This window comes from Streptomyces sp. NPDC045998 (assembly GCF_056430285.1).
This window is the reverse complement of sequence record NZ_JBWKLJ010000008.1, coordinates 299281-320827: the sequence shown is the minus strand read 5'-3', so window position 1 is coordinate 320827 and position 21547 is coordinate 299281. Positions and strand designations below refer to the sequence as shown.

At 72.0% G+C, this 21547-nt stretch carries 21 protein-coding genes; 14 read left to right on the top strand and 7 right to left on the bottom strand.

Annotated elements, in window-relative coordinates; genetic code table 11:
- Positions 1 to 38: 38 nt before the first annotated feature.
- From AC07FJ_RS24730 to AC07FJ_RS24715, 4 genes are all read left to right on the top strand, one after another.
- Positions 39 to 1160 (top strand): adenosylhomocysteinase, encoded by a 1122-nt coding sequence (locus tag AC07FJ_RS24730; RefSeq protein ID WP_479051469.1) that lies wholly within the window; start codon positions 39 to 41, stop codon positions 1158 to 1160.
- A 5-nt stretch (positions 1161 to 1165) separates the two neighbouring features.
- Positions 1166 to 1708: an NUDIX hydrolase gene (locus AC07FJ_RS24725; RefSeq protein ID WP_479051468.1), complete on the top strand. Its 543-nt coding sequence runs from the start codon at positions 1166 to 1168 to the stop codon at positions 1706 to 1708.
- A gap of 136 nt (positions 1709 to 1844) precedes the next feature.
- Positions 1845 to 2108: a hypothetical protein gene (locus tag AC07FJ_RS24720; RefSeq protein ID WP_479051467.1), complete on the top strand. Its 264-nt coding sequence runs from the start codon at positions 1845 to 1847 to the stop codon at positions 2106 to 2108.
- A 230-nt stretch (positions 2109 to 2338) separates the two neighbouring features.
- Positions 2339 to 2938, top strand: coding sequence for a hypothetical protein (locus tag AC07FJ_RS24715; protein ID WP_479051466.1), 600 nt, complete (start codon positions 2339 to 2341; stop codon positions 2936 to 2938).
- A 90-nt stretch (positions 2939 to 3028) separates the two neighbouring features.
- Here AC07FJ_RS24715 and AC07FJ_RS24710 read toward each other — a convergent pair whose 3' ends face one another.
- Both AC07FJ_RS24710 and AC07FJ_RS24705 read right to left on the bottom strand, forming a co-directional pair.
- Positions 3029 to 3325, bottom strand: coding sequence for a hypothetical protein (locus tag AC07FJ_RS24710; protein WP_479051465.1), 297 nt, complete (start codon positions 3323 to 3325; stop codon positions 3029 to 3031).
- 85 nt (positions 3326 to 3410) lie between these two features.
- Positions 3411 to 4259, bottom strand: coding sequence for an alpha/beta fold hydrolase (locus AC07FJ_RS24705; RefSeq protein ID WP_479051529.1), 849 nt, complete (start codon positions 4257 to 4259; stop codon positions 3411 to 3413).
- A gap of 273 nt (positions 4260 to 4532) precedes the next feature.
- On the opposite strand from AC07FJ_RS24705, the gene AC07FJ_RS24700 reads away from it, so the two are divergent.
- Positions 4533 to 5606, top strand: coding sequence for a S1 family peptidase (locus tag AC07FJ_RS24700; protein ID WP_479051464.1), 1074 nt, complete (start codon positions 4533 to 4535; stop codon positions 5604 to 5606).
- Positions 5607 to 5699: 93 nt separating this feature from the next.
- Here AC07FJ_RS24700 and AC07FJ_RS24695 read toward each other — a convergent pair whose 3' ends face one another.
- Positions 5700 to 6707, bottom strand: a complete 1008-nt coding sequence (locus AC07FJ_RS24695) for a YhgE/Pip domain-containing protein (RefSeq protein ID WP_479051463.1) — start codon at positions 6705 to 6707, stop codon at positions 5700 to 5702.
- A 186-nt stretch (positions 6708 to 6893) separates the two neighbouring features.
- Here AC07FJ_RS24695 and AC07FJ_RS24690 point away from each other — a divergent pair, with 186 nt between their 5' ends.
- The 4 genes from AC07FJ_RS24690 to AC07FJ_RS24675 all read left to right on the top strand — a co-directional run bounded on the left by AC07FJ_RS24690 (position 6894) and on the right by AC07FJ_RS24675 (position 13474).
- A complete protein-coding gene (locus AC07FJ_RS24690; RefSeq protein ID WP_479051462.1) occupies positions 6894 to 10352 on the top strand; it encodes a DNA polymerase III subunit alpha in 3459 nt (1152 codons plus the stop codon).
- Positions 10349 to 11308: a DNA polymerase Y family protein gene (locus tag AC07FJ_RS24685; RefSeq protein WP_479051461.1), complete on the top strand. Its 960-nt coding sequence runs from the start codon at positions 10349 to 10351 to the stop codon at positions 11306 to 11308. The genes AC07FJ_RS24690 and AC07FJ_RS24685 overlap by 4 nt, the downstream gene beginning before the upstream one ends.
- A gap of 233 nt (positions 11309 to 11541) precedes the next feature.
- Positions 11542 to 12414, top strand: a complete 873-nt coding sequence (locus tag AC07FJ_RS24680) for an esterase/lipase family protein (protein ID WP_479051460.1) — start codon at positions 11542 to 11544, stop codon at positions 12412 to 12414.
- 10 nt (positions 12415 to 12424) lie between these two features.
- Positions 12425 to 13474: an LLM class flavin-dependent oxidoreductase gene (locus AC07FJ_RS24675; RefSeq protein WP_361421876.1), complete on the top strand. Its 1050-nt coding sequence runs from the start codon at positions 12425 to 12427 to the stop codon at positions 13472 to 13474.
- Positions 13475 to 13541: 67 nt separating this feature from the next.
- Here the strand turns inward: AC07FJ_RS24675 and AC07FJ_RS24670 are convergent, their stop codons facing one another.
- On the bottom strand, positions 13542 to 14588 hold the full coding sequence (locus tag AC07FJ_RS24670; RefSeq protein WP_479051459.1) for a lytic polysaccharide monooxygenase: 1047 nt from the start codon (positions 14586 to 14588) through the stop codon (positions 13542 to 13544).
- Positions 14589 to 14947: 359 nt separating this feature from the next.
- Between AC07FJ_RS24670 and AC07FJ_RS24665 the strand changes: the two genes are divergently transcribed.
- The gene (locus tag AC07FJ_RS24665; RefSeq protein WP_361421882.1) at positions 14948 to 15733 is read left to right on the top strand and encodes a hypothetical protein; all 786 of its coding nucleotides are present in this window, start codon (positions 14948 to 14950) and stop codon (positions 15731 to 15733) included.
- A 95-nt stretch (positions 15734 to 15828) separates the two neighbouring features.
- On the opposite strand, the gene AC07FJ_RS24660 is transcribed toward AC07FJ_RS24665, so the two are convergent.
- Positions 15829 to 16497: a response regulator gene (locus AC07FJ_RS24660; RefSeq protein WP_479051458.1), complete on the bottom strand. Its 669-nt coding sequence runs from the start codon at positions 16495 to 16497 to the stop codon at positions 15829 to 15831.
- Positions 16498 to 16622: 125 nt separating this feature from the next.
- Between AC07FJ_RS24660 and AC07FJ_RS24655 the strand changes: the two genes are divergently transcribed.
- From AC07FJ_RS24655 to AC07FJ_RS24640, 4 genes are read left to right on the top strand one after another with little or no spacing between them, the layout of a single operon-like run.
- Positions 16623 to 17606 (top strand): Bug family tripartite tricarboxylate transporter substrate binding protein, encoded by a 984-nt coding sequence (locus tag AC07FJ_RS24655; RefSeq protein WP_361421888.1) that lies wholly within the window; start codon positions 16623 to 16625, stop codon positions 17604 to 17606.
- Entirely contained in the window at positions 17603 to 18115 is a 513-nt protein-coding gene (locus AC07FJ_RS24650; RefSeq protein ID WP_361421891.1) for a tripartite tricarboxylate transporter TctB family protein, read from the top strand. The genes AC07FJ_RS24655 and AC07FJ_RS24650 overlap by 4 nt, the downstream gene beginning before the upstream one ends.
- A complete protein-coding gene (locus tag AC07FJ_RS24645) occupies positions 18115 to 19611 on the top strand; it encodes a tripartite tricarboxylate transporter permease (protein WP_479051457.1) in 1497 nt (498 codons plus the stop codon). The genes AC07FJ_RS24650 and AC07FJ_RS24645 overlap by 1 nt, the downstream gene beginning before the upstream one ends.
- Positions 19608 to 20057, top strand: a complete 450-nt coding sequence (locus AC07FJ_RS24640; protein ID WP_479051456.1) for a GNAT family N-acetyltransferase — start codon at positions 19608 to 19610, stop codon at positions 20055 to 20057. The genes AC07FJ_RS24645 and AC07FJ_RS24640 overlap by 4 nt, the downstream gene beginning before the upstream one ends.
- 1 nt (position 20058) lies before the next feature.
- On the opposite strand, the gene AC07FJ_RS24635 is transcribed toward AC07FJ_RS24640, so the two are convergent.
- Both AC07FJ_RS24635 and AC07FJ_RS24630 read right to left on the bottom strand, forming a co-directional pair.
- Entirely contained in the window at positions 20059 to 20571 is a 513-nt protein-coding gene (locus AC07FJ_RS24635) for a ribonuclease FAU-1 family protein (protein ID WP_479051455.1), read from the bottom strand.
- Positions 20552 to 21475 (bottom strand): N-acetyltransferase family protein, encoded by a 924-nt coding sequence (locus tag AC07FJ_RS24630; RefSeq protein WP_479051454.1) that lies wholly within the window; start codon positions 21473 to 21475, stop codon positions 20552 to 20554. The genes AC07FJ_RS24635 and AC07FJ_RS24630 overlap by 20 nt, the downstream gene beginning before the upstream one ends.
- Positions 21476 to 21547 lie beyond the last annotated feature (72 nt).

Here is a 21547-nt window from a genome sequence, read left to right as displayed (position 1 = left end):
GCATAGCCCCCGGACGGAACGTACGAGAGGGAACTGCAGTGGAAACCATTGAACGCGCCAGACTGGACGCGTACTTCGCCAGGATCGCCACCCAGTTCGCTCCCGATGAGCGGACTGCGTCGTTCCTGATCACGCACCTGCTGACCGAACGTCCCGCGTTCGTCCGCGCAGTCGGCGCGATGACCCGGCTGACCGCGGTGCTGCCCAAGCCCAAGTCCGTTCACCCCGCCGCCAAACGCGAGGTCGAGCTGACCGTTCCGGTCGACGCCCTCACCCGCGAGATGTTCACCGACGACGACACCGCCCTGGACTACCTCGAGTCCCGGGCCGCAGGCGAGACGACCTGCCTGCTGGACGTCGGCGGCTACTTCGCCCCGACTCTCACCGAGGTCCACAGCCGCTTCACCGGCCGGCTCGTCGGGGTGATCGAGGACACCGAGAACGGCCACCGCCGCTACGAGGACCTCGACAAACTGCCCTGTCCCGTCATCTCCGTCGCCAGGTCTCCACTGAAGGAGCCCGAAGACTTCCTCGTCGGCCAGTCCGTTGTCTTCTCCACCGAGGCCGTCATGCGTGACCGCGGCGACATCCCCCACGGACGGCCCGCCCTGGTGATCGGTTTCGGCAAGCTCGGCTCCTCGATCGCCCGGCTCCTGCACGCCAAGGGCGTCCAGGTCACCGTCTTCGACATCGACCCCGTCCGCCGCACCCAGGCTCTCTCCCAAGGGTTCGCCGTCGCCCGCGACCGCGAGGCCGCCCTGTCCGGCGCCGGCCTCGTCCTCTGCGCGACCGGAGCGGTCTCCCTGCGGGGCGAGGACTTCCCCCACCTCCGCAACGGCACCTACATCGCCACTGTCACCAGCAGCGAGGACGAACTCGACCTTGCTGGACTCCCCGACGTCTACACCCGCACGCAGGTCGGCGACCATGTCACTCGGTATCAGACCACCGGCCACTACTTCTATCTGGCGAACGGCGGCAACGCCGTCAACTTCATCCACGGCGCCGGCGTTGGGCCGTTCATCTTCCTGGTTCAAGCCGAGATTCTGGCCGCGATCAGGATGCTCACCCGTGAAGACCTCGCTCCCGGCATCCACGAGGTCCCCGCGGCCGACCGCGCCACCATCGCGGCGACCTGGCTCAACTACTTCAACAGGTGATCACCATGGCCATCACGGCAGACCACATCCGCACCACCCTCGCCGACTACCTTGACCAGCACCCCGAGGGCGAGACCGAGCTCGGTGTCGTCCTCGGGATCCTGGACGACGGCGACGACCTCACGAGCCGCAGGACCCTCCCCGGCCACGTCACCGCCGGAGCGATCCTCGTCGGACCCGACAGCCGCATCCTGCACATTCTCCACAACGCCACCGGCAAGTGGCTGCTGCCCGGCGGCCACCTCGAAGCCTCCGACGGCACGCTTCTCCAGGCCGCCGGTCGCGAGCTTACCGAGGAGACCGGCATCCCGCCCCACGTCATTACCCCGCACAGTCAGACTCCCCTCCACATCGATGTCCACGCCATCGACGCCAATCCCGCCAAGGGCGAGCCCGCCCACCAGCACTTCGACTTCCGCTTCCTCTTCCGCACCACCGCCGACATCGGCGAACTCCAGACCGAAGAGGTCTCCGGCGCCACCTGGCGCCACCTCGAAGAGCTGTCCGATCCCCGGCTGCGGCAGCGAATCACAGAGGCCATCCGTTGAGCACCGCGACATAGTCGGCCTGGACGGCGGCTGCACAAGCATTCCTGGTACGAAGCCCCGGCGACCACCGACCTCGGCCGCCGGGGCTGAGCCGCTGAGACGTGGCATGATTCCCCCACCGTTGAGAATCGTGAGGGTGACCGTGCGCTTGACGAGGGAAGTACGCCAGCAACTGCTGGATCAGAATGAAGGTTTTGAGAAGCGGACTAGCTTCTCGGGAAAGAACTTCACCGAGTACCGGCAGTACCGGATCGCGAGTGGGCAGTTGCTCATCCGCGCCAGTGGCAAGACGTCCTGGGCAGACAGCCGCTTCGACACCGGATACGTCGGCGCCACCGACGAGCAGACACACCGGTTCCTGCGGGACTACCTGGTTGAGCTGAACACCGACGGGCTGTAGGGGGCCCCAAGCCGGACGGGCGCAGCGCCTCGTACCAAAGTCTGGTGCCGAGATCGCTGTCCGCTCCCCGGACCGGGGGACGAGTCGCGATGGCGCCTACTGGGCGGACCACCTCCTCCACCATCCGGTCGCCGGCGCACCGCATCGCTCAGAGGCGCGCGTGCCCGCATCTGAGCGAGGAGTTGCCCGACCACCGGATATTCGGTGGACATCGTCACTACGGTGGATCCATGACTTGGTCGTTGGGCTACTTGCCTCTCCGCGAGCCGAGCCTACTTGACGCGCTGTTTCTTTCGGCCGGACGTTCACTTCACATCGCTAACGCGTTCGAGGGAAAGTGTCGTTGGATGGTCCGATGCATCAACCTGGTTGAAGTGAACCAAAACGCTGACCCGGTCGCGACGTTCGAGGAGACCATCGCTGCACTTCCAGCCGACAAGATGCTCGGACCGACGTTGGATCAGCTGACCGGTCGCATGTCGTGCTCCACCGAGACAATGGACGTGCTGCGGCGGGCCAGGAAGGCGCGAAACTTCATCGCGCACGAGGGCGCCGACGTTGGTGACATCAGTGCCGCTCGGGAGGAGCGCATCCTTGCGCACGTGGGCCGCCTGCGCTCCGCGGTTTCAGACCTGGCAGCTGGCGACAACATCGTCTCGCAGTGGGGATTCCACTTCGAGGAGCCGAATTGTCCTCTACCGCGAGACCTGATTGCTGCTTACCCGAGGATGATCGACGAGTGGGTCTTCGGGCATTTTGGTGATCTCCTCGACGAGGCCGCGGCCTCGTCGGCCACTGAAGCCGCCGGGCCAGTACAACAGCCGTCTTAGCCGACCTGCTCGAGCTAAGCGTCCTCGCCTAGTGCCTCCCGGATGGCAATCGAGAATATGCCTGACGCCTCGCCTGGGGAAACGTGGGCGTCACACTTCAGCATCGGCCGGTGGGCTCATCGCTCCGGGTTGATCCTCACCCGGCTCGGAGACCTGAACGGAGCAACCGAGCGCCTGCACCAGGCTCTGGAAATTCACGGACTCGACCGTCGGCGCAGCCGCGCAATCGTCCGCGCCGACCTCGGACAGGTCCAGCTTCGGCAAGGTGACCTCGGCGCGGCCCTGTCCACGTGGACCGCCTTCCTTGACTGCGCGGACGGCGTTCGGTCCGTGCAGATCGCGGGGGCTGTGAGTGATATGCACGTCCGACCGGACCGGTACGGACACGTGCCCGAGGCCGAAGAACTGCGGCAGCGGGTGGAACCGCTCCCGCTCACTCCAGGCGCCTGACTGCCCGGAGCCCCCCGGGCCGTCACGTGAGGGGCGGCGGCGGGGGGTCCTCCAGGAGCCAGGTCAGTACGCGGGGGAGGGCGTGCAGTGCGTCGAAGTGGGCCGCTGACGGTTCCAGGACGGCCGTCGCGCCGGGGATGCGGGCGGCCAGCCAGCGGGAGTGGCCCACCGGGGAGAAGACGTCCTGCTCGCCGTGCCAGAGGAGCACCTCGCCCGGGATGTCCGCCGGGTCGAAGCCCCAGGGGCTGCAGAAGGCCAGGGCGTCGTCGATCCAGCCGTACGCGGAGGTCCGCAGCGCCTCCTGGTAGTTGCGCAGCAGCATCGAACGGACGCCCGCGTCGGAGACGACCATCCGGTCGGAGGCGGTCAGTTCCCGGCGCAGGTCGTCCAGGAGCCGGACCGGGTCCTGGCGGATCGCGTCGGCGCGGGGGGTGAGGCGGGCGGCGACGCCGTCGGGGTCGGTGGTGGCGGCCGTGTACTCGATGACGTTCGACGCGGCCATGCCCTCGAACCAGTCGAGCCCGTCCGCGTCACGCGGCGCCAGCGTCACCAGCGCCGCGGTGCGCGTCACCCGCTCGGGGATGAGCGCCGCGCAGGCCAGCGCGTGCGGGGCGCCGCCGGAACGGCCCACCACCGCGAACCGTTCCAGGTCCAGCGCGTCGGCGATGGCCGTCACGTCCTGGACCACGTCCGCCACACTCCGGCCGGGCAGGCGGTCCGAGCCGCCGTAGCCGGGGCGGTCGTACGCGATGAGCTGCATGCCGCGCTGGTAGAGCACCATGCCGCGGGGTGCCGGACCGAGTCTGCTGCCCGGCGTGCCGTGGAGCAGGAAGACAGGACGGCCCCGCGGATCCCCGAGGCGTTCCACCATGAGATGCCGGCCGTCCGCCGTGCGTATGCGACGTCGCAAGCCCCCGCCTCCTCCGCTGGGTCACAGGTCTGATGATGACCCATCAGAGGGGGCGCGCGGGGGACGCATTGTCGCCTTACCGGCGTGGGAGCGCCGGGGGCGCATAGTGAAAATCGCGTGCGCGTCCCGAAGTCGACCTTGTGTGCTACCTGTTTGCATCGGGATAGTGGACTCCCATCCTCCGTGTCAGGTCACCCCACTTGTCCTGGTACGGCCCCCCACAGGAGGTCGAAGTTGAAGCATCGACGCATACCCAAAAGGCGTGCGGCGCTGGCCGGCGGAGCCGCGGTGGCCCTGCTGGGCGCGGGCATCACCTTCCAGACGGCGAACGCCGGTGAAGCGGAGGTGAGGCCGCTGTCCGTGACGGCGGCCGGAAACCTCGCCTCGACGCTCACCGAGCGGCTCGGCGGCGACGCGGCCGGCGCGTACTACGACGCGAAGGCCAAGGCGCTCGTGGTCAACGTGGTCGACGAGGACGCGGCCGATACCGTCCGCGAGGCGGGCGGCAAGGCGAGAGTCGTCGACCACAGTCTGGCCGAGCTCGCCGACGCCCGGCGGACCCTGACGGACCGGGCGACCATGCCGGGGACCTCCTGGGCCCTGGACCCGGTGACGAACAAGGTGGTCGTCACGGCGGACGGGACCGTGAAGGGCGCGTCGTGGGAGAAGCTGAGCGGCGTGGTGCGGAGCCTGGGGTCGAAGGCGGAACTGCGGCGCACCCCGGGTGTGTTCACGCCGTTCCTCCGGGGCGGTGACGCCATCCACAGCGGAGGCGGCCGCTGCTCGCTGGGCTTCAACGTGGTGAAGGACGGCCAGCCGCACTTCCTCACCGCGGGCCACTGCGGCAGGGCGGGCAGCCGCTGGTCGGCGACCGCGGGCGGTCCCGCGATCGGCACGATGGTCGACTCGCGCTTCCCGGGCGACGACTTCTCGCTGGTCAGGTACCACAGCATGACCCCGGAGCCGAGCGAGGTGAACCTCTACAACGGCAGCGCGCAGAAGATCACCAAGGCGGGCGAGGCGACCGTCGGGATGAAGGTGACCCGCAGCGGCTCGACCACCCAGGTCCACGAGGGCGAGGTCACCGGCCTCAACGCCACGGTCAACTACGGCAACGGCCAGATCGTGCACGGTCTCATCCAGACCACCGTCTGCGCCGAGCCGGGCGACAGCGGCGGCTCGCTCTTCGCGGGCGACACCGCGATCGGTCTGACCTCCGGCGGCAGCGGCAACTGCTCCTCCGGCGGGACGACCTTCTTCCAGCCGGTGACGGAGGCGCTGACGGCGTACGGCGCGCGGATCGGCTGACGCGGGACGGCCGGTGCGGATCGGCCGACACGGGCACAAGGCCCCGGGCCCTCTTGGTGGAGGCCCGGGGCCTTGTCATGCCGCTCATGCCGCTCACGCAGGTTGGCCGGGCTCCTTGCGTACCGCCGACGCCACCAGCGTGATCACGGTGCCGATCAGCGCCCAGATCGCGAGCACCTGCGCCGGGCCGGAGACCGCGTTGCCGCGGAAGTACGCGATCGAGCGCGCCGCCCACGTACCGGCGCCCGGCGGCAGGCCCGGGCCGATCGCGCGCCAGAAGTCCGGCAGCATCGGGGCCGGGAAGGCGCCGCCCGCGCTCGGGTTTCCGGCGATCACGATGAGCAGGACCGCCAGGCCGATGCCCACGACACCGGTGACCGCCTGGAGCGCGAGGGTCGCCGCGCCGACGGCGAAGACCACGAGGGCGCCCAGACCCCACAGGCCCAGGATGCTGCCGGGCAGCGCGTCGAGGACGGGCCCGACGATGAGCGCGCCGCCGAGGCCGCCGGCGACTCCGGAGAGCGCGACGACGCCGAGGCGGATGACCGCGCGCTGGGGGTTCGAGGGGCGGGAGCCGGCGCTGATCGCGACGATCGAGGCGCACAGGTAGCCGCCCACGCACCAGCCGACGACGAGGTAGAAGGCCGAGAGGCCGTTGAAGTCCCCGGGGGACGCGGGGGCGACGTCCACGGTGCGGAGGGTGCGCCGCTGGTTCTGTTCGACGTCGGTGGCGATCCGGGTCAGCGCGTTGGCGAGGGCGGCGCCCCCGCCGGAGGCGACCAGCAGGGTGTCGGTGGTGCCCCGCGGGTCGACGATCAGCGCGCCGTCGATCTTCCGGTCCGTGATCTGCCGACGCGCCTCCGCCGCGTCGCGGACCACCCGGGGGTCGAGCGGGTCCCCCGGCAGCCGGCCCAGGCGGTCGGCGGTCTGGGCGGCGGCGGGTCCGGGGGCCACCACGCCGAAGGGCACGTCCCGGGGTTTCGGATGGTGCAGGGCGCCCACGTAGGAGGCGATGAAGAGCAACTGCAGGGCGAGGACGCCGATGACCAGCAGCGCGGCCCGCGGGGTGACGGCGTTCTTGACCTCGTCGGCGAACTTCATGCCCCCACGCTCCGGGGTGGCCCGCGTCTTCGCAGGTGGGGTGGGCTGAATGGCGGACCCGGCGGGGCGGGGACGCCCGGCGGAGGTGTTCGGTGAGGCGTTCGGAAAGCGTGTCGTACAGACGTTCGAAATTGGTTTATGGTGGTGAGTGGGGGAGGTGAGAGCGGATCGATCCAGGAGGTGCGGGTGCCAGGCTTCACGCATCTGCACACCGTTTCGGGCTTCTCCCTGCGGTACGGGGCCTCCCACCCGGAGCGGCTCGCGGCGCGCGCCGCCGAGCGCGGCATGGACGCCGTCGCCCTGACCGACCGCGACACCGTCGCGGGCGCGGTCCGCTTCGCCCTGGCCTGCGCCAAGGAGGGCGTCCGCCCCCTGTTCGGCGTCGACCTCGCGACCGGCGCGCCGGCGCCGGAGGACGGGCCGCGGGGCGGGTCGCCGACCGAGCGGCGCCGCACCCCCGTGCGCGGCGGCGCCTTCGTCGACGAGTCCGCGCCCCGTGCGCTCTTCCTCGCCCGCTCCCGGGCGGGCTGGGCCACCGTGTGCCGGCTGATCACCGCCGCGCACGCCGCCGGAGGCCCCACGCCGCTGCTGCCCTGGCGGGACAACCACGGCGACGACGTGACCGTCCTGCTCGGACCCGACTCCGAGGTCGGCCGCGCCCTCGCCGCCGGACGGCCCGACCGCGCCGCCCGGCTCCTCGCCCCCTGGCGCGAGGCGTACGGCGACGCCCTGCGCCTGGAGGTCGTCCACCACGGCCGCACCGGAACCGGCCCCGGCTCGCTGCGGCACGCCGCCCGCACCCTCGGCCTCGCCGCCGAGCAAGGCGTCCGCGCCGTGCTCAGCAACGCCGTGCGGTACGCCGACCCCGGCCTCGGCCCGGTCGCCGACGTCCTCGACGCGGCCCGCCGCCTGGTGCCGATCGACCCGCGCAAGGGCCTCGACAGCGGGGAGCGCTGGCTCAAGGACCCGGCCGCGATGGCCGCCACCGCCGAGCGCGTCGCCGAGGCCGCCGGCTTCCGCCGCGACACCGCGCACCGGCTGCTCGCCCTCACCGAGGAGACCGCCGCCGCGTGCCTCGTCGACCCCGAGGACGACCTCGGCATCGGCAGCGTGCACTTCCCCGAGGCGCACCTCGTCGGCGCGGACCGGCGCACCGCCGAGCGGGTGCTGCGCTCGCGCTGCGCCGCCGGGATGGTGCTGCGCGGCCACGACCGGAAGCGCGCGTACTGGACCCGCCTGGACGACGAGCTGCGCACGATCGAGCGGCTCGGCTTCGCCACGTACTTCCTCACCGTCGCCCAGGTCGTCGAGGACACCCGGAAGATGGGCATCCGGGTCGCCGCGCGCGGCTCCGGCGCCGGGTCGCTCGTCAACCACGTCCTCGGCATCGCCCACGCCGACCCCGTGGAGCAGGACCTGCTGATGGAGCGGTTCCTCTCCGTGCGGCGGCCCGCGCTGCCCGACATCGACATCGACGTGGAGTCCGCGCGCCGCCTGGAGGTCTACCGCGCGATCCTCGACCGCTTCGGCCCGGAGCGGGTCGCCGCGGTTGCCATGCCCGAGACGTACCGGGTGCGCCACGCCGTACGCGACGTGGGCGCCGCGCTCTCGATGGACCCGGCCGACATCGACCGGATCGCCAAGGCCTTCCCCCACATCCGCGCCCGCGACGCCCGCGCCGCGCTGGACGAGCTGCCCGAGCTGCGCGCGCTGGCGGGGGAGAAGGAGAGGTACGGCAGGCTGTGGGAGCTGGTCGAGGCGCTGGACGCGCTGCCACGTGGTGTCGCCATGCACCCGTGCGGGGTGCTGCTCTCGGACGCCTCGCTGCTGCGGCGCACGCCGGTGGTGCCGACCAGCGGCGAGGGCTTCCCCATGTCCCAGTTCGACAAGGACGACGTGGAGGAGCTCGGCCTGCTCAAGCTGGACGTGCTCGGCGTGCGGATGCAGTCGGCGATGGCACACGCGGTCGCCGAGGTCGAGCGGGCGAGCGGCGAGGTCGTCGACATCGACGACCCGGAGCGGGTGCGGCCCGGCGACCCGGCCACGTACCGGCTCATCCAGTCGGCGGAGACGCTCGGCTGCTTCCAGATCGAGTCGCCGGGCCAGCGCGACCTGGTCGGGCGGCTCCAGCCGTCCACCTTCCACGACCTGGTCGTGGACATCTCGCTCTTCCGGCCCGGGCCGGTCGCGGCCGACATGGTGCGGCCGTTCATCGAGGCCCGGCACGGCCGGGCGCCCGTGCGCTATCCGCACCCGGACCTGGAGGACGCGCTGAAGGAGACGTACGGGGTCGTCGTCTTCCACGAGCAGATCATCAAGATCCTCGACATCATGACCGGCTGCGGCCGCGAGGAGGCCGACGCGGTGCGGCGCGGGCTGTCCGACCCCGAGTCGCAGGGCCGCATCAAGGTCTGGTTCGAGCGGCACGCCAAGGAGAGGGGGTACGCGGACGACGTGGTCGCCCGGACCTGGGAGATCGTCGAAGCCTTCGGGTCGTACGGCTTCTGCAAGGCGCACGCGGTGGCCTTCGCCGTACCGACGTACCAGTCGGCGTGGCTGAAGGCGCATTACCCGGCCGCCTTCTACGCCGGGTTGCTCACGCATGATCCCGGTATGTACCCCAAGCGGCTGCTGCTGGCGGACGCGCGGCGGCGCGGGGTGCCGGTGCTGCCGGTGGATGTGAACCGGTCGGCGGTCGCCCACCGTATCGAACTGGTGTCTGGTTCTTTGGGGAAGTGGGGCCTGCGGCTCGCCCTCGCGGACGTCCACGGGATGAGCGAGGCGGAGGCGGCGCGCATCGAGGCCGGGCAGCCGTACGCCTCCCTGCTCGACTTCTGGGAACGGGCCCGGCCCAGCCGGCCCGTCGCCGAACGGCTCGCCCAGGTCGGCGCGTTGGACGCGTTCGGCGGCAACCGCCGCGACCTGCTGCTGCACCTCTCCGAACTCCACCGCATGCAGCGGGGCTCCGGCTCCTACGGCGACCAGCTGCCGCTCGCCGGCGGCCGGAAGTCCGCGCCGATCGGGCTGCCGGACCTCACCGAGGAGGAGCGGCTCAGCGCCGAGCTGGGCGTGCTCTCCATGGACGCCTCGCGGAACCTGATGAGCGATCACCATGCCTTCCTCGCCGAGCTGGGCGTCGTCTCCGCGCAGCGGCTGCGCGCGGCCCCGCACGGGCAGACCGTGTTGGTCGCGGGCGCCAAGGCGGCCACCCAGACCCCGCCCATCAGGTCCGGCAAGCGCGTCATCTTCACCACGCTCGACGACGGGACCGGCCTGGTCGACCTCGCCTTCTTCGACGACAGTCACGAGCGGTGCGCGCACACCGTCTTCCACTCCTGGCTGCTGCTGGTACGCGGTGTGGTGCAGCGCCGCGGCCCGCGCAGCTACAGCGTGGTGGCCTCCGCCGCCTGGAACCTCGCCGAACTGGTGGAGCTGCGGCGCGAGGGCGGCCTGGACGCGGTCGCGGCGCGGCTGGCCGAGCCGGCGCCGGGCGGCGCCCCACCGTCGTCCTCCGACAGCGGGCGGCGCATCACGATGCCGACGGGCTACGAGATGAACCCCTGGGCCGACCTGCGCCCGGCGGGCGAGGGGGCGGCGAAGGTCCCGAAGAAACTGTGGCACCAGAGTCAGGGGAGCGCGGGATGATCCTCTACGTACGATTCCGGCTGGAACCGATGTATGAAGCGCTGCTTCCACAACTCGTGGGCATGCTCGGCCAGTTCACGCCCGTCGTCGAGGCGGCCCCGCCCGACGCCGCGCTCGCCGACGTCCGCGGGGCCGTACGGTACTTCGGGCGCGGCCCCGCCGAACTCGCCGCCGTGATCCGGGTCCGGGCGCTCGCCCTGTACGGCGTCGAGTGCGCCATCGGCGCCGGACCCAACCCGATGCTCGCCCGCATGGCGGCGCGGGACGCGGCACCCGGCACGACACTGGTGGTGGAGGACGCCGAGGCGTTCCTGCGGGACAAGCCGGTCGCCGCGCTGTACGGCGTCGGCCCCGCCACCGCGCGCACGCTCTGCGCGTACGGGCTCGACTCCATCGGGCGCGTCGCCGCCGCGCCGCTCGCCGTGCTCCAGCGGATCGTCGGCGCACGGGCCGGACGCGAACTGTGGGAGCGGGCCCGGGGCGTCGACCGCACGGCCGTCGTCCCGAACGCCGCCTCCCGCTCCGTCGGGGCCGAGCGGGCCTTCGACCGCGACGAGCTGGACCGGGAGCGGCACCGGCGCGCCCTGCTGTCGCTCGCCGGGGAGCTGGGCGCGCGGATGCGGGGCGAGGGGCAGGTGTGCCGCTCGCTGACGCTGACCGTGCGGTACGCCGACCGGACCGCGACCACGCGGACGCGTACCCTGCGCGAACCGAGCGCCCACTCGGCGGACCTGGCGGCCACCGCGTACGCGATGCACGAGGCGCTCGGGCTGCAGCGGGCCCGGGTGCGGGCCGTCGGGCTGCGCGCGGAGGGGCTGATGCCCGCCGAACACGCCGCGCACCAGCTCTCCTTCGACGCGGCGGACGAGAAGGCGCGGCGGCTGGAGGCGGTGGCGGACAAGGCGCGCGCCCGGTTCGGGCCGGGCGTCATCGGCCCGGGCTCGCTGGCGGCGTAACGCGGCCGAGGCGTGCGTAACGGGGCCAAGTGACGCGGCCGAGGCGCACATAGCGCGGCGCGGCGTAACGCGGCCGCTTTTTTACCGACGCGTAACTTCCCCTGCCCCGCTACCTCTGCGTAACTTGGCATGAACGCGGCAATCCCCATGCCGCGTCCCCCATCAGTGGTCCGGGCCACGGGGCGTCCCGCCGACGCCCCACCCATTTCCTCGAGCCGCAGGGAGACCACTCGATGCTGCCCTCACCCCTCCGCCGCGCGTTCAGAGCGGCGCTGGCCGCCCTCGCCCTCACCGCCGCCGCGACCCTCACCCCGGCCGCGGGAACCGCCCACGCCGCCACCGCGCCCAGCAGCGGCTGGAACGACTACTCCTGCAAGCCGTCCGCGGCCCACCCCCGCCCGGTCGTGCTCGTCCACGGCACGTTCGCCAACTCCGTCGACAACTGGCTCGGCCTCGCGCCGTACCTGGTCCGGCGCGGCTACTGCGTCTTCTCGCTCGACTACGGGCAGCTGCCCAGCGTGCCGTTCGTCCACGGCCTCGGCCCCATCGAGAAGTCGGCCGAACAGCTCGACGCGTACGTCGACGAGGTCCTCGCCGCGACCGGTGCCGCCGAGGCCGACCTCGTCGGCCACTCGCAGGGCGGCATGATGCCCCGCCACTACCTCAAGTTCCTCGGCGGCGCCGACAAGGTGAACGCCCTCGTCGGCATCGCCCCCGACAACCACGGCACCACGCTGCTCGGCCTGACCGCGCTGCTGCCGTACTTCCCCGGCGTGGCCCACCTGCTGAGCGAGAAGACCCCGGCCCTCGCCGACCAGGTGGCCGGCTCGCCGTTCATGACGAAGCTCAATGAGGGCGGCGACACCGTCCCCGGCGTCGACTACACCGTTATCGCCACCAAGTACGACCAGGTCGTCACGCCGTACCGCTCCCAGTTCCTCGACGGCCCGCGTGTCCGAAACGTGCTCCTCCAGGACCTGTGCCCCCTGGACTTCTCCGAGCACGTGGCGATAGGGCTGACCGACCGGATCGTGTTCCACGAGGTCGTGAACGCGCTGGATCCGGCGCACGCGACACCGACCACGTGCGCGTCAGTCGTCAACTGAAGGGACTGAAGTGAAGTTCAGCTACGTGCTCCTTCCCGACTACCCGCTGACCGACTCCCTGGCCTCCATCAGGCTCGCCGACGAACTCGGCTTCCACGCCTGCTACGCCGCCGACGAGACCTGGCACAAGGACATGTGGCTGCTCTTCGCGGCGGCGGCCGGACAGACCAGCCGCATCCGCTTCGGACCCAGCCTCTCCTCCGTCGTCCTGCGCGAACCCACCCTCATCGCGCAGTCCCTCGCCACCCTCGACGAACTGTCCGGCGGACGCGCCGAAGGCGTCATCTCCAGCGGGAACTTCGGCCTCCTCGCCCAGTACGGCATCGACTGGGCCGGGCAGCGCCCGCTGTCCCGCACCAAGGAGGCGCTGCACGTCATCCGCACCCTGCTGGACGAGGGCACCCTCACGTACGACGGCGAGTTCTTCCGGTACGACGGGCTGTTCACCTTCGCCCGCCCCGTACAGGACCACCTGCCGGTCAAACTGGGCGCGATGCGCGGGCCCAGGTCCTTCGAGGCGGCGGGCGAGCTGTCGGACGGCTGCCACCACGCGCTCAGCTACACGCGCGAGGCGTACGACTACGCCGTCGGCCGCATCCGCGCCGGCGCCGAGCGCGCGGGCAAGGACTGGCGGTCCCTCGACATCGGGGCGTGGGTGGTCTTCGCCACCGGGCCCGACGGGGCGAAGGCCAAGGAGGCCGCCCGCTCCATGGTCGGCATCTACGCCTCAGCCATGCCGGAGGAGCAGTTGCGCCGCAACGGTGTCGACCCGGCGGAGCTCAAGCCGGTGATCGACGCCATCGGCGCCGGTGACCTCGCCCGGGGCATCGAGCTGACCTCGCCGGAGGTCGCGGAGAAGCTGTCGGTGTCGGGCACGCCCGAGGAGTGCCTGGAGAAGATCCGCCGCGAGATCGAGCCGAGCGGGGTCAACCACATGATCTGCGCCGTCACGGACCGGGCGCTGGTGCGGGCCTTCACCGGTCGGGACCTGGAAGGCGTCGCGGACGTGGACACGCAGCTGCGCCTGATCCACGACCACCTCATGCCGGTGTGGGAGTGAGCGTGGCATGACGGTGCCGGGGCCCGCCTCCGCGCGGACCCCGGCACCGTCGGTCTGTACGCCGCCGTCAGCGGCCGTGCCGCCCCGCCGGGGCGGACTTGCGGCGCGCGGCACCGAACAGCACCGCGGCCCCGAGGGACAGGACGGCCGCGCCGCCGATCGCCACGTACGTGGTCGTGCCATCGGCGCCGGTCTCGGCGAGGTTGTCCCCGCCGGCCGCGGTCGCGGGCGCGGCGGCGGGCGACGGGGTGCTCGCGTCGTTCGCCTGGGGAGCGTTGGCCCCGGGCGCCTTCGTGTCCTTCGTGTCCTTCGTGTCCTTCGGGTCCTTCGCGTCGGTCGGCTCCGTCGACGGCTGCGGGGTGTGGTGCTCGTCGCCCCCGTGGCCGCCGTGGTCGACCGTCGACTGGTCGGCGCCGTCCTCGATCTGCTGGTCGGAGGGGGCCGAGGCGGTCGGCGCCGGGGCGGAGCCGCCGCTGTCCTTGCCGAAGACCACGTCGGAGCAGGTGTAGAACGCCTCGGGGGAGTCGGAGCGCTGCCAGATCGAGTAGACCAGGTGGCGCCCGGACTTCGCCGGCACGACGCCGTCGAAGACGTACGCGCCGTTCTCCAGCTTCGGGTTGGTCACCTTCGCGAACGGCTTGGCCTCCAGGTCCGACCACTTCAGCGGCTTGGACGGGTCGTAGCCGTCCTTGGTGATGTACAGCTCGAAGGAGCCCTTGTGCGGCGCGGTCGCCTTGTAGTGGAAGGTGTGCTTGCCGGCGGCGAGCGGCGAGGACGGCCAGTCCGCGCGGGGCAGGTCGAGCCCCTTGTACTTGTCGCGGTTGGCGCTGCACAGCTTGCCGTCCGGGATCAGCCGCTGGTGGTTCCCGGCGGCGTTGGCGATGTTGACCTCGTTCCAGTCGTAGAACGCCTGCGCTCCGCTCGCCGCGACCGCGGCCTTGCACGCCGCCGAGTCGGGGCTCTCGGGCCCCTCGGCGTAACAGGCGGACACCCGGCTGACGGGGTCCGTCAACGTCCCGTGCGCGGCGGCCGGGGCGGCGGCCAGTCCTGTCAGCGCGAGCGGCGCGGCTCCGAGGACGGCGGCTGCGGCGGCCGTACGGCGGCGAGAGCTCATGGTGACGTACTCCTTCGAGGGACGGCGTTGTGGGGGGTGGCTACGGAAACCGGATCCGGACGGGCGGCGCAGCCCCCCGATGAGCTCGGCGCCGACGGCCCGGATCAGCCCGGTGATCAGCAAGCTAGCCCCTCGAAACCCCGAAAAGGCCTGCGGGGAGCGGCGGATGGGGATTCTTATGCTCCGCTTAAGGGAGCGCTAAGAAGACGATCAGGAAGCGGCCTTCCGGCTCCGGCTCAGCCGTGCGCCCGGCCTCGGCAGGCCGAGTGGCGTACATCACGTTTGAGGCGTACATCCCTCGCGTGGCCTCGCGGGTCTGGCATGACGCGCTGAAGCGCACGCGAATGAGGAGAACAATCATGGCGATCAACAAGACGCTGGTGAGCGCGGCCGTCTGCGCCGCCGTAGCCCTGACCCTGACGGGTTGCTCGAAGAGCGACGGCGGCACGTCCGACAAGGCCGGCAAGGCGACCCCGAGCGCGTCGCCGTCGCCGGCCAAGCCGGTCGACCCCTTCGCGGGGATGACGGCCGACCAGATCGCCGACAAGTCGCTGGACGTCACCAAGGCCGTTGACTCCCTCAAGGCCAAGGTCACCGACACGGTGGAGAAGGTGCCCGAGACCTTCGAGGTCGTGGTGAGCAAGACCGGCGAGTGCGACGGCACGCTGACCAGCGAAGGGGCGAGCCTCCAGTTCCGTCACGCCGCGAAGGCCTACTACCTGAAGGGTGACGAGAAGTACTGGCGGCAGGGCGAGGAGGGCACGCCCAAGGAGGAGGTCGACGCCATGGTCGAGATCCTCAAGGGCCGCTGGGTGCAGATGCCGCAGGCGGACGCCGAGGCGGAGGGCATGACGGAGATGTGCGACTCCGACGGCCTCCTCGACGTCGGTGACGACGTCACCGGCCTCACCCGGGGCGCCGACACCACCGTCGACGGGCAGCCGGCCGCCGTCCTCACCAAGAAGAACGGCGCCGAGACCACCACGCTCTACGTCGCCGCCAAGGGCGAGCCGTACCTGCTCAAGTACACCGTGGTGGGCGGCGAGGCCCCCGCTTCCGGCGACTTCGCCGACTTCGGCAAGCCCGTCACCGTGACGCCGCCCCCCGCCGACCAGATCGTCGACCTGGACAAGCTCGGCGGCTGAGGCCCCGCCCGGCCGGCCGCCCCGCCCGGCCCCCCGCCGGGCCCCGTGACGAGGCCCGTCCCGCCCACCGTGGGCGAGACGGGCCTCGTCGTGTCTCAGCCCACCCTCCGGTACCGCCGTTCCGGCCGGCCCGTGCCGCCGTACCGCAGGGTCACCTCCGCGCGGCCCGTCTCCGCGAAGTACTCCAGGTACCGGCGGGCGCTCACCCGCGACAGCGAGCCCGCCTCCGCGCACTCCGCGGCCGACAGGCCCGCCGGATGGGCCCGCAGGATGCGGTCCACCAGCTCCGCCGTGTGCGGCGCCAGGCCCTTCGGGAGGTCGCGCGAGCCCGGCGGGCGCGTGCCGAAGATCTGGTCCACGTCCTCCTGGCGCGCCTCGTCCAACGCGTCCAGACGGCTGCGCACCGCCGCCACGTGCAGCAGCTGATCGCGCAGCGCCGCCTGGCTGAAGGGTTTGATCAGATAGTGCAGGGCCCCGGCGCGCAGCGCCGAGCGGACCGTGCCCGCGTCCCGCGCCGCCGTGATGAACAGCGCGTCCACGCCGTGCCCCGCCGCCCGCAGCGCACGCAGCACGGCGATCCCGTCCATGTCGGGCAGGTAGACGTCCAGCAGCACCACGTCCGGGCGCAGGGCGTCGGCCGCCCGCAGCGCCTCCGCGCCGGTGTGCGCGGCCCCGACGACCGTGAAGCCCTCCACGGCGGAGACATAGCGGCAGTGCAGCCTGGCGACCATGAAGTCGTCGTCGACCACCAGCACCTTCGTCACGGCGACACGCTAGGTCGTGACCACAACGACCACAACGTCCGTTGGTTGCGGAAGGGAGACAGCTTCTTCACGCGCGGGCAACATGTGGGCCACCTCACACCCTTCCGACACGAAAGGCGGCTCCGTTGCGATCGCGCACCCCGCTCGCCCTGCTCGGCGCGGCGCTGCTGGTCCTCCTGGGACCGCCGCTGCTCACCCCGGGCAGCGGCTCCGACACCGGCACCCGGATCCCCGGCCTGCGCCTCATGGTGCCCAACACCCCGGGCGGCGGGTACGACATCACCGCGCGCACCGCGGCCAAGAACGCCGAGGACGCGGGCCTCACCCAGGACATCGAGGTCTTCAACCTGCCCGGCGCCGGCGGCACCGTCGGCCTGACCCGGCTCGTCGGCGAGCACGGCAACGGCAAGCTCGCCATGTCCATGGGCCTCGGCGTCGTCGGAGCCGTCCACACCAACAAGACCCCGGCGACCCTCGCCGACACCACGCCCATCGCCCGGCTCACCGAGGAGCAGGACATCGTGGTCGTCTCCAAGGACTCCCCGTACAAGACCATCCAGGACCTGCTGGCGGCCTGGCGAGCGAACCCCGGCAAGCTGCCCGTCGGCGGCGGGTCGTCGCCCGGCGGCCCCGACCACCTCGCGCCCATGCTGATGGCGCAGGCCGCCGGGATCGCCCCGAAATCGGTGAACTACGTCCCGTTCGACGGCGGTGGCGAGTTGCTCGCCTCCATCCTCGGCGACAAGGTCGCCTTCGGTGTCTCCGGCGTCGGCGAGTACCTCGACCAGATCAAGGCGGGCGAGCTGCGGCTGCTGGCCGTCACCGGCCCCCAGCGCGTCCCCGGCCTCGACGCGCCGACCCTCCGCGAGGCGGGGCTCGACACCGAGTTCACCAACTGGCGCGGCATCGTCGCACCGCCCGGCCTCTCCGCCGCCGAGCGCGACAAGCTCATCGGTCTCGTCACCGAACTGCACGACTCCCCGCAGTGGCGGGACTCCCTCCAGAAGAACGGCTGGACGGACGCCTTCCTCGCCGGGGACCGGTTCGGTGCCTTCCTCGACGAGCAGGACCGCCGGGTCGACTCCGTACTGAAGGAGCTGGGACTGTGACCACGCCCACCGACCGCCGCTCCTGGCTGCGCGAGCACTCCGAGCTCGGCGTCGGCCTGCTGCTCGCCGTCATCGGCGTACTCGTCCTGACCGACGCGCTGACGATGGACGTCGACCTCGCGCAGCGCGGGCCCGTCGGCCCCACCACCGTCCCCCTCGTCGTCGGCGCGGGCCTCCTCGTCGTCGCCGTCCTCCTCGCCGTCGACGTCCTGCGCGGCGGGCGCGGCGAAGCCGAGGGCGGCGAGGACGTCGACCTGTCCGAGCCGGGCGACTGGCGCACGGTCCTCCTCCTCGCCGGGGTGTTCCTCGCGGCCGCCGTCCTCATTGACCCGCTCGGCTTCCCCCTCGCGGGCGCGCTGCTCTTCTGGGGCTCCGCGTACGCGCTCGGCAGCCGCCGCCTCGACCGGGACCCGCTCGTCGCGGCGGTCCTCTCCGTCCTCACCCACCTCGTCTTCACCCGGCTGCTCGGCGTCCCGCTCCCCGGCGGACCGCTGATGGGAGTGCTCTGATGGATGCCCTGAACTCCCTCCTCGGCGGCTTCTCCACCGCCCTCACCCCCATGAACCTGCTCTGGGCGGCGATCGGGGTCCTGCTCGGCACCGCCATCGGCGTCCTGCCCGGCATCGGCCCGGCCATGGCCGTCGCGCTGCTGCTGCCCGTGACGTACGGGCTCGAGCCCACCGGCGCGTTCATCATGTTCGCCGGCATCTACTACGGCGCGATGTTCGGCGGCTCGACCACCTCCATCCTGCTCAACACCCCGGGCGAGAGCGCCGCCGTCGTCGCCGCCATCGAGGGCAACCCGATGGCCAAGGCCGGGCGCGGCGCGCAGGCGCTCGCGGCCGCCGCGGGCGGCCACTTCGCCGGCGGCGTGATCGGCACGATCCTGCTCGTCGCCCTCGCCCCGACCGTCGCCGGCCTGGCCGTGGACATCGGCGCGCCCGACTACTTCGCCCTCATGGTGCTGGCGTTCATCGCCGTCACCTCGGTGCTCGGCTCCTCCCGCATCCGGGGCCTGGCCTCCCTCCTCATCGGCCTCACCCTCGGCCTGGTCGGCCTGGACCAGATGACCGGCCAGCAGCGGCTCACCTTCGGCTCGCTCCAACTGGCCGACGGCATCGACGTCGTCATCGTCGCGGTCGGCCTCTTCGCGATCGGCGAGGCGCTGTGGGTCGCCGCCCACCTGCGGCGTACCGGCGGCGACGCGATCCCCGTCGGCCGGCCCTGGCTCGGCCGCGCGGACCTCCGGCGCACCTGGAAGCCGTGGCTGCGCGGACCGCTGATCGGCTTCCCCTTCGGCGCGATCCCGGCCGGCGGCGCCGAGATCCCGACCTTCCTGTCGTACGTCACCGAGAAGCGGCTGTCGAAGCACAAGGACGAGTTCGGGCGCGGCGCCATCGAGGGCGTCGCCGGACCCGAGTCGGCGGCGTCCGCCTCGGCGGCCGGCACCCTGGTCTCGATGCTCACCCTCGGGCTGCCGACCACGGCCGTCGCCGCCGTGATGCTCGCCGCCTTCCAGCAGTACGGCATCCAGCCCGGACCGCTGCTCTTCGAGCGCGAACCGGAGCTGGTGTGGGGCCTGATCGCCTCGCTCTTCGTCGGCATGGTGCTGCTGCTCGCGCTGAACCTGCCCCTCGCACCCCTGTGGGCCAAGCTGCTGCGCATCCCGCGGCCCTACCTGTACGCCGGGATCCTCTTCTTCGCGGCGGTCGGCGCGTACGCGGTCGGCGGCGAGGCCCTCGACCTGGTCGTCCTGCTGGTCATCGGGCTCATCGGATTCGGCATGCGCCGCTACGGCCTGCCGGTGCTGCCCGCCGTCATCGGCGTCATCCTCGGCCCGGCCGCCGAACAGCAGCTGCGCCGCGCGCTCCAGATCAGCGACGGCAGCGTCACCGGTCTGGTCGACACGCCGTTCTCGGTGACTGTGTACGCCGTGATCGTGCTCCTGCTGGCCTGGCCCCTGCTGAGGAAGGTGATCTCCCGCCGCCGTAACGTACCGGCATGAACGATCTTGATATCCGGCTCGCGACCCCCGCCGACATCGCCCGCGTGAAGGCCGTCACCGACGCGGCCTACCACCACTACATCGCGCGGATCGGTCTCGTACCGGCCCCGATGGAGGCGGACCACGCGGCCGACGTCGCGGCGGGCAGGGTGTTCGTCGCGGGTGACCCCGTGGCCGGCCTCGTGGTGGTGCGGACCGAGGCCGACCACCTGTACCTGGACAACATCGCCGTCCACCCCGACGCGCAGGGCACCGGCCTCGGCCGGCGCCTGCTCGCCTTCGTGGAGGAGCGCGCCCGCGAGCTCGGCCTGCCCGAGGTGCGGCTCCTCACGAACGCGATGATGTGGGAGAACCAGAAGATGTACGAGCGGTACGGCTACGAGGTCGTCGAACGGCGCCTGGACGGGCCGTACGACCGCATCCACTACCGCAAGCCCGTCTCCTGACCTACCTCCCCGGCGCCGGCCCCCGCCCGGATCCCCGGCCCCCGCCCGGCAGGCGGCCTTCGCGGGCCAGGACCTCCAGCGCGTCCAGCGCCTCACGGGCGGCGGCCGCCGCCTCCGGGTCCCGCTCCGCCAGGCCGCTCGCCGCGAACTCGTCCTCGTCCAGGCGCAGGACCTCGGCTCCGTCCCCCGACACCCACAGGTCGAGGTCCAGGTCCTCCACCACCACCTCGCCGCCGTCGACGACGGCGGGCCGGGTGATGTCGCAGTACCAGCCCTTGAGGGCGCCCGTCCCGTCCCGGACCTCCTTCACCGCGTACCACCGGTCCCGCCAGTAGTGCTCCGTGAAGACGTCGCCCGGCTCGAACCGTACGAAGCCGAAGTCCCGCACGCCGTCCACGGCCCAGGGCGCGCGGACGGTGAGCCGGGTGCCGTCGTCGGTGACGAGCTCCGCCGGGTAACGGATCTTCGTACGGCCCGCCTTGACGAGGCGGATGTCAACCGAGCGTGCGGACATGCCGGACCTCCGTCGCGCAGATCTCGTACCCGAACCACTTGTTGACGGCCAGCATCGGCCCGTTCTCGCCGTCGTTGCTGGTGTACGCGTCGGTGAAGCCGGCCGCGCGGGCGCGGCGCAGCGAGTCCGTCTTGGCCAGCTTGGCCAGGCCCCGGCCGCGGAACGCGCGCAGGGTGCCGGTCATACCGGAGACGTACCGCGTCTCGCCGTCCGTGTAGGCGGCGGTGTACGACGCCACCCGGCCGTCCACGGTCACGACGGTCGACAGACCGCGGTGCAGCAGCGGGTTGTTCCAGATCGTCGCCAGCCAGTCCTCGTAGTCGTCGAGGTCGGTGTCGATGTCGCTCGGCTCGTCCGACGTCGCCTCCGCGTCCGCCTCGAACATCGGGCGTGGGTCGGCCTCGTAGTCCGCGGCCGTACGCAGCTCGACACCCGGCGGGAGGGTGCCCGGCAGCTCGGGAAGGGCCGCGCGGGCCAGGTCCAGGTGCTGGAAGTGGGCGGTCCGGGTGGGGCGGTAGCCGCGCTTCTCGGCGAACGCCCGGCTCCCGGGCTCGTCCAGCACCCAGCTGTAGACCGCCGTGGCACCCTCGGCGGCCAGGTGCTCCTCGGCCGCCCGCAGCAGCATCGTGCCCGCGCCCTGGCCCCGGTGACCGGGATGGACCTGCGGAGTGGCATGGGACTGGCCGGGGTCGCTGCTGTCGTACGCGATGCCGGCGTAGGCCGTGCCGATGATCTCGCCGCCCTTCTCGGCGACCAGCAGCCGCATCTTCTCGGCCGGGTTCGCCCTCTCGACGTCGAAGAGCACGGAGCGGGGCGTCACCGCCATGAACGGCACGGTCACGCGCCGCGACCGGCTCACGGCCTCGGCGTCCTCGGGTCGGAAATCGCGCACGATCACAGTCATGGGGCCGACGCTACGCGCGGTCCGGCGACGGCCGCCTCCCAATTTCCCGCCCCCGGGGGAGAGGTGGGGGAC

Coding starts and splice junctions, on each gene's coding strand:
- AC07FJ_RS24725 (WP_479051468.1), top strand. CDS start 1,166: ATGGCCATCACGGCAGACCACATCCGCACCACCCTCGCCGACTACCTT.
- AC07FJ_RS24715 (WP_479051466.1), top strand. CDS start 2,339: ATGACTTGGTCGTTGGGCTACTTGCCTCTCCGCGAGCCGAGCCTACTT.
- AC07FJ_RS24705 (WP_479051529.1), bottom strand. CDS start 4,259: ATGGTGGAACGCCTCGGGGATCCGCGGGGCCGTCCTGTCTTCCTGCTC.
- AC07FJ_RS24695 (WP_479051463.1), bottom strand. CDS start 6,707: ATGAAGTTCGCCGACGAGGTCAAGAACGCCGTCACCCCGCGGGCCGCG.
- AC07FJ_RS24685 (WP_479051461.1), top strand. CDS start 10,349: ATGATCCTCTACGTACGATTCCGGCTGGAACCGATGTATGAAGCGCTG.
- AC07FJ_RS24680 (WP_479051460.1), top strand. CDS start 11,542: ATGCTGCCCTCACCCCTCCGCCGCGCGTTCAGAGCGGCGCTGGCCGCC.
- AC07FJ_RS24670 (WP_479051459.1), bottom strand. CDS start 14,588: ATGAGCTCTCGCCGCCGTACGGCCGCCGCAGCCGCCGTCCTCGGAGCC.
- AC07FJ_RS24665 (WP_361421882.1), top strand. CDS start 14,948: ATGGCGATCAACAAGACGCTGGTGAGCGCGGCCGTCTGCGCCGCCGTA.
- AC07FJ_RS24645 (WP_479051457.1), top strand. CDS start 18,115: ATGGATGCCCTGAACTCCCTCCTCGGCGGCTTCTCCACCGCCCTCACC.
- AC07FJ_RS24640 (WP_479051456.1), top strand. CDS start 19,608: ATGAACGATCTTGATATCCGGCTCGCGACCCCCGCCGACATCGCCCGC.
- AC07FJ_RS24635 (WP_479051455.1), bottom strand. CDS start 20,571: ATGTCCGCACGCTCGGTTGACATCCGCCTCGTCAAGGCGGGCCGTACG.
- AC07FJ_RS24630 (WP_479051454.1), bottom strand. CDS start 21,475: ATGACTGTGATCGTGCGCGATTTCCGACCCGAGGACGCCGAGGCCGTG.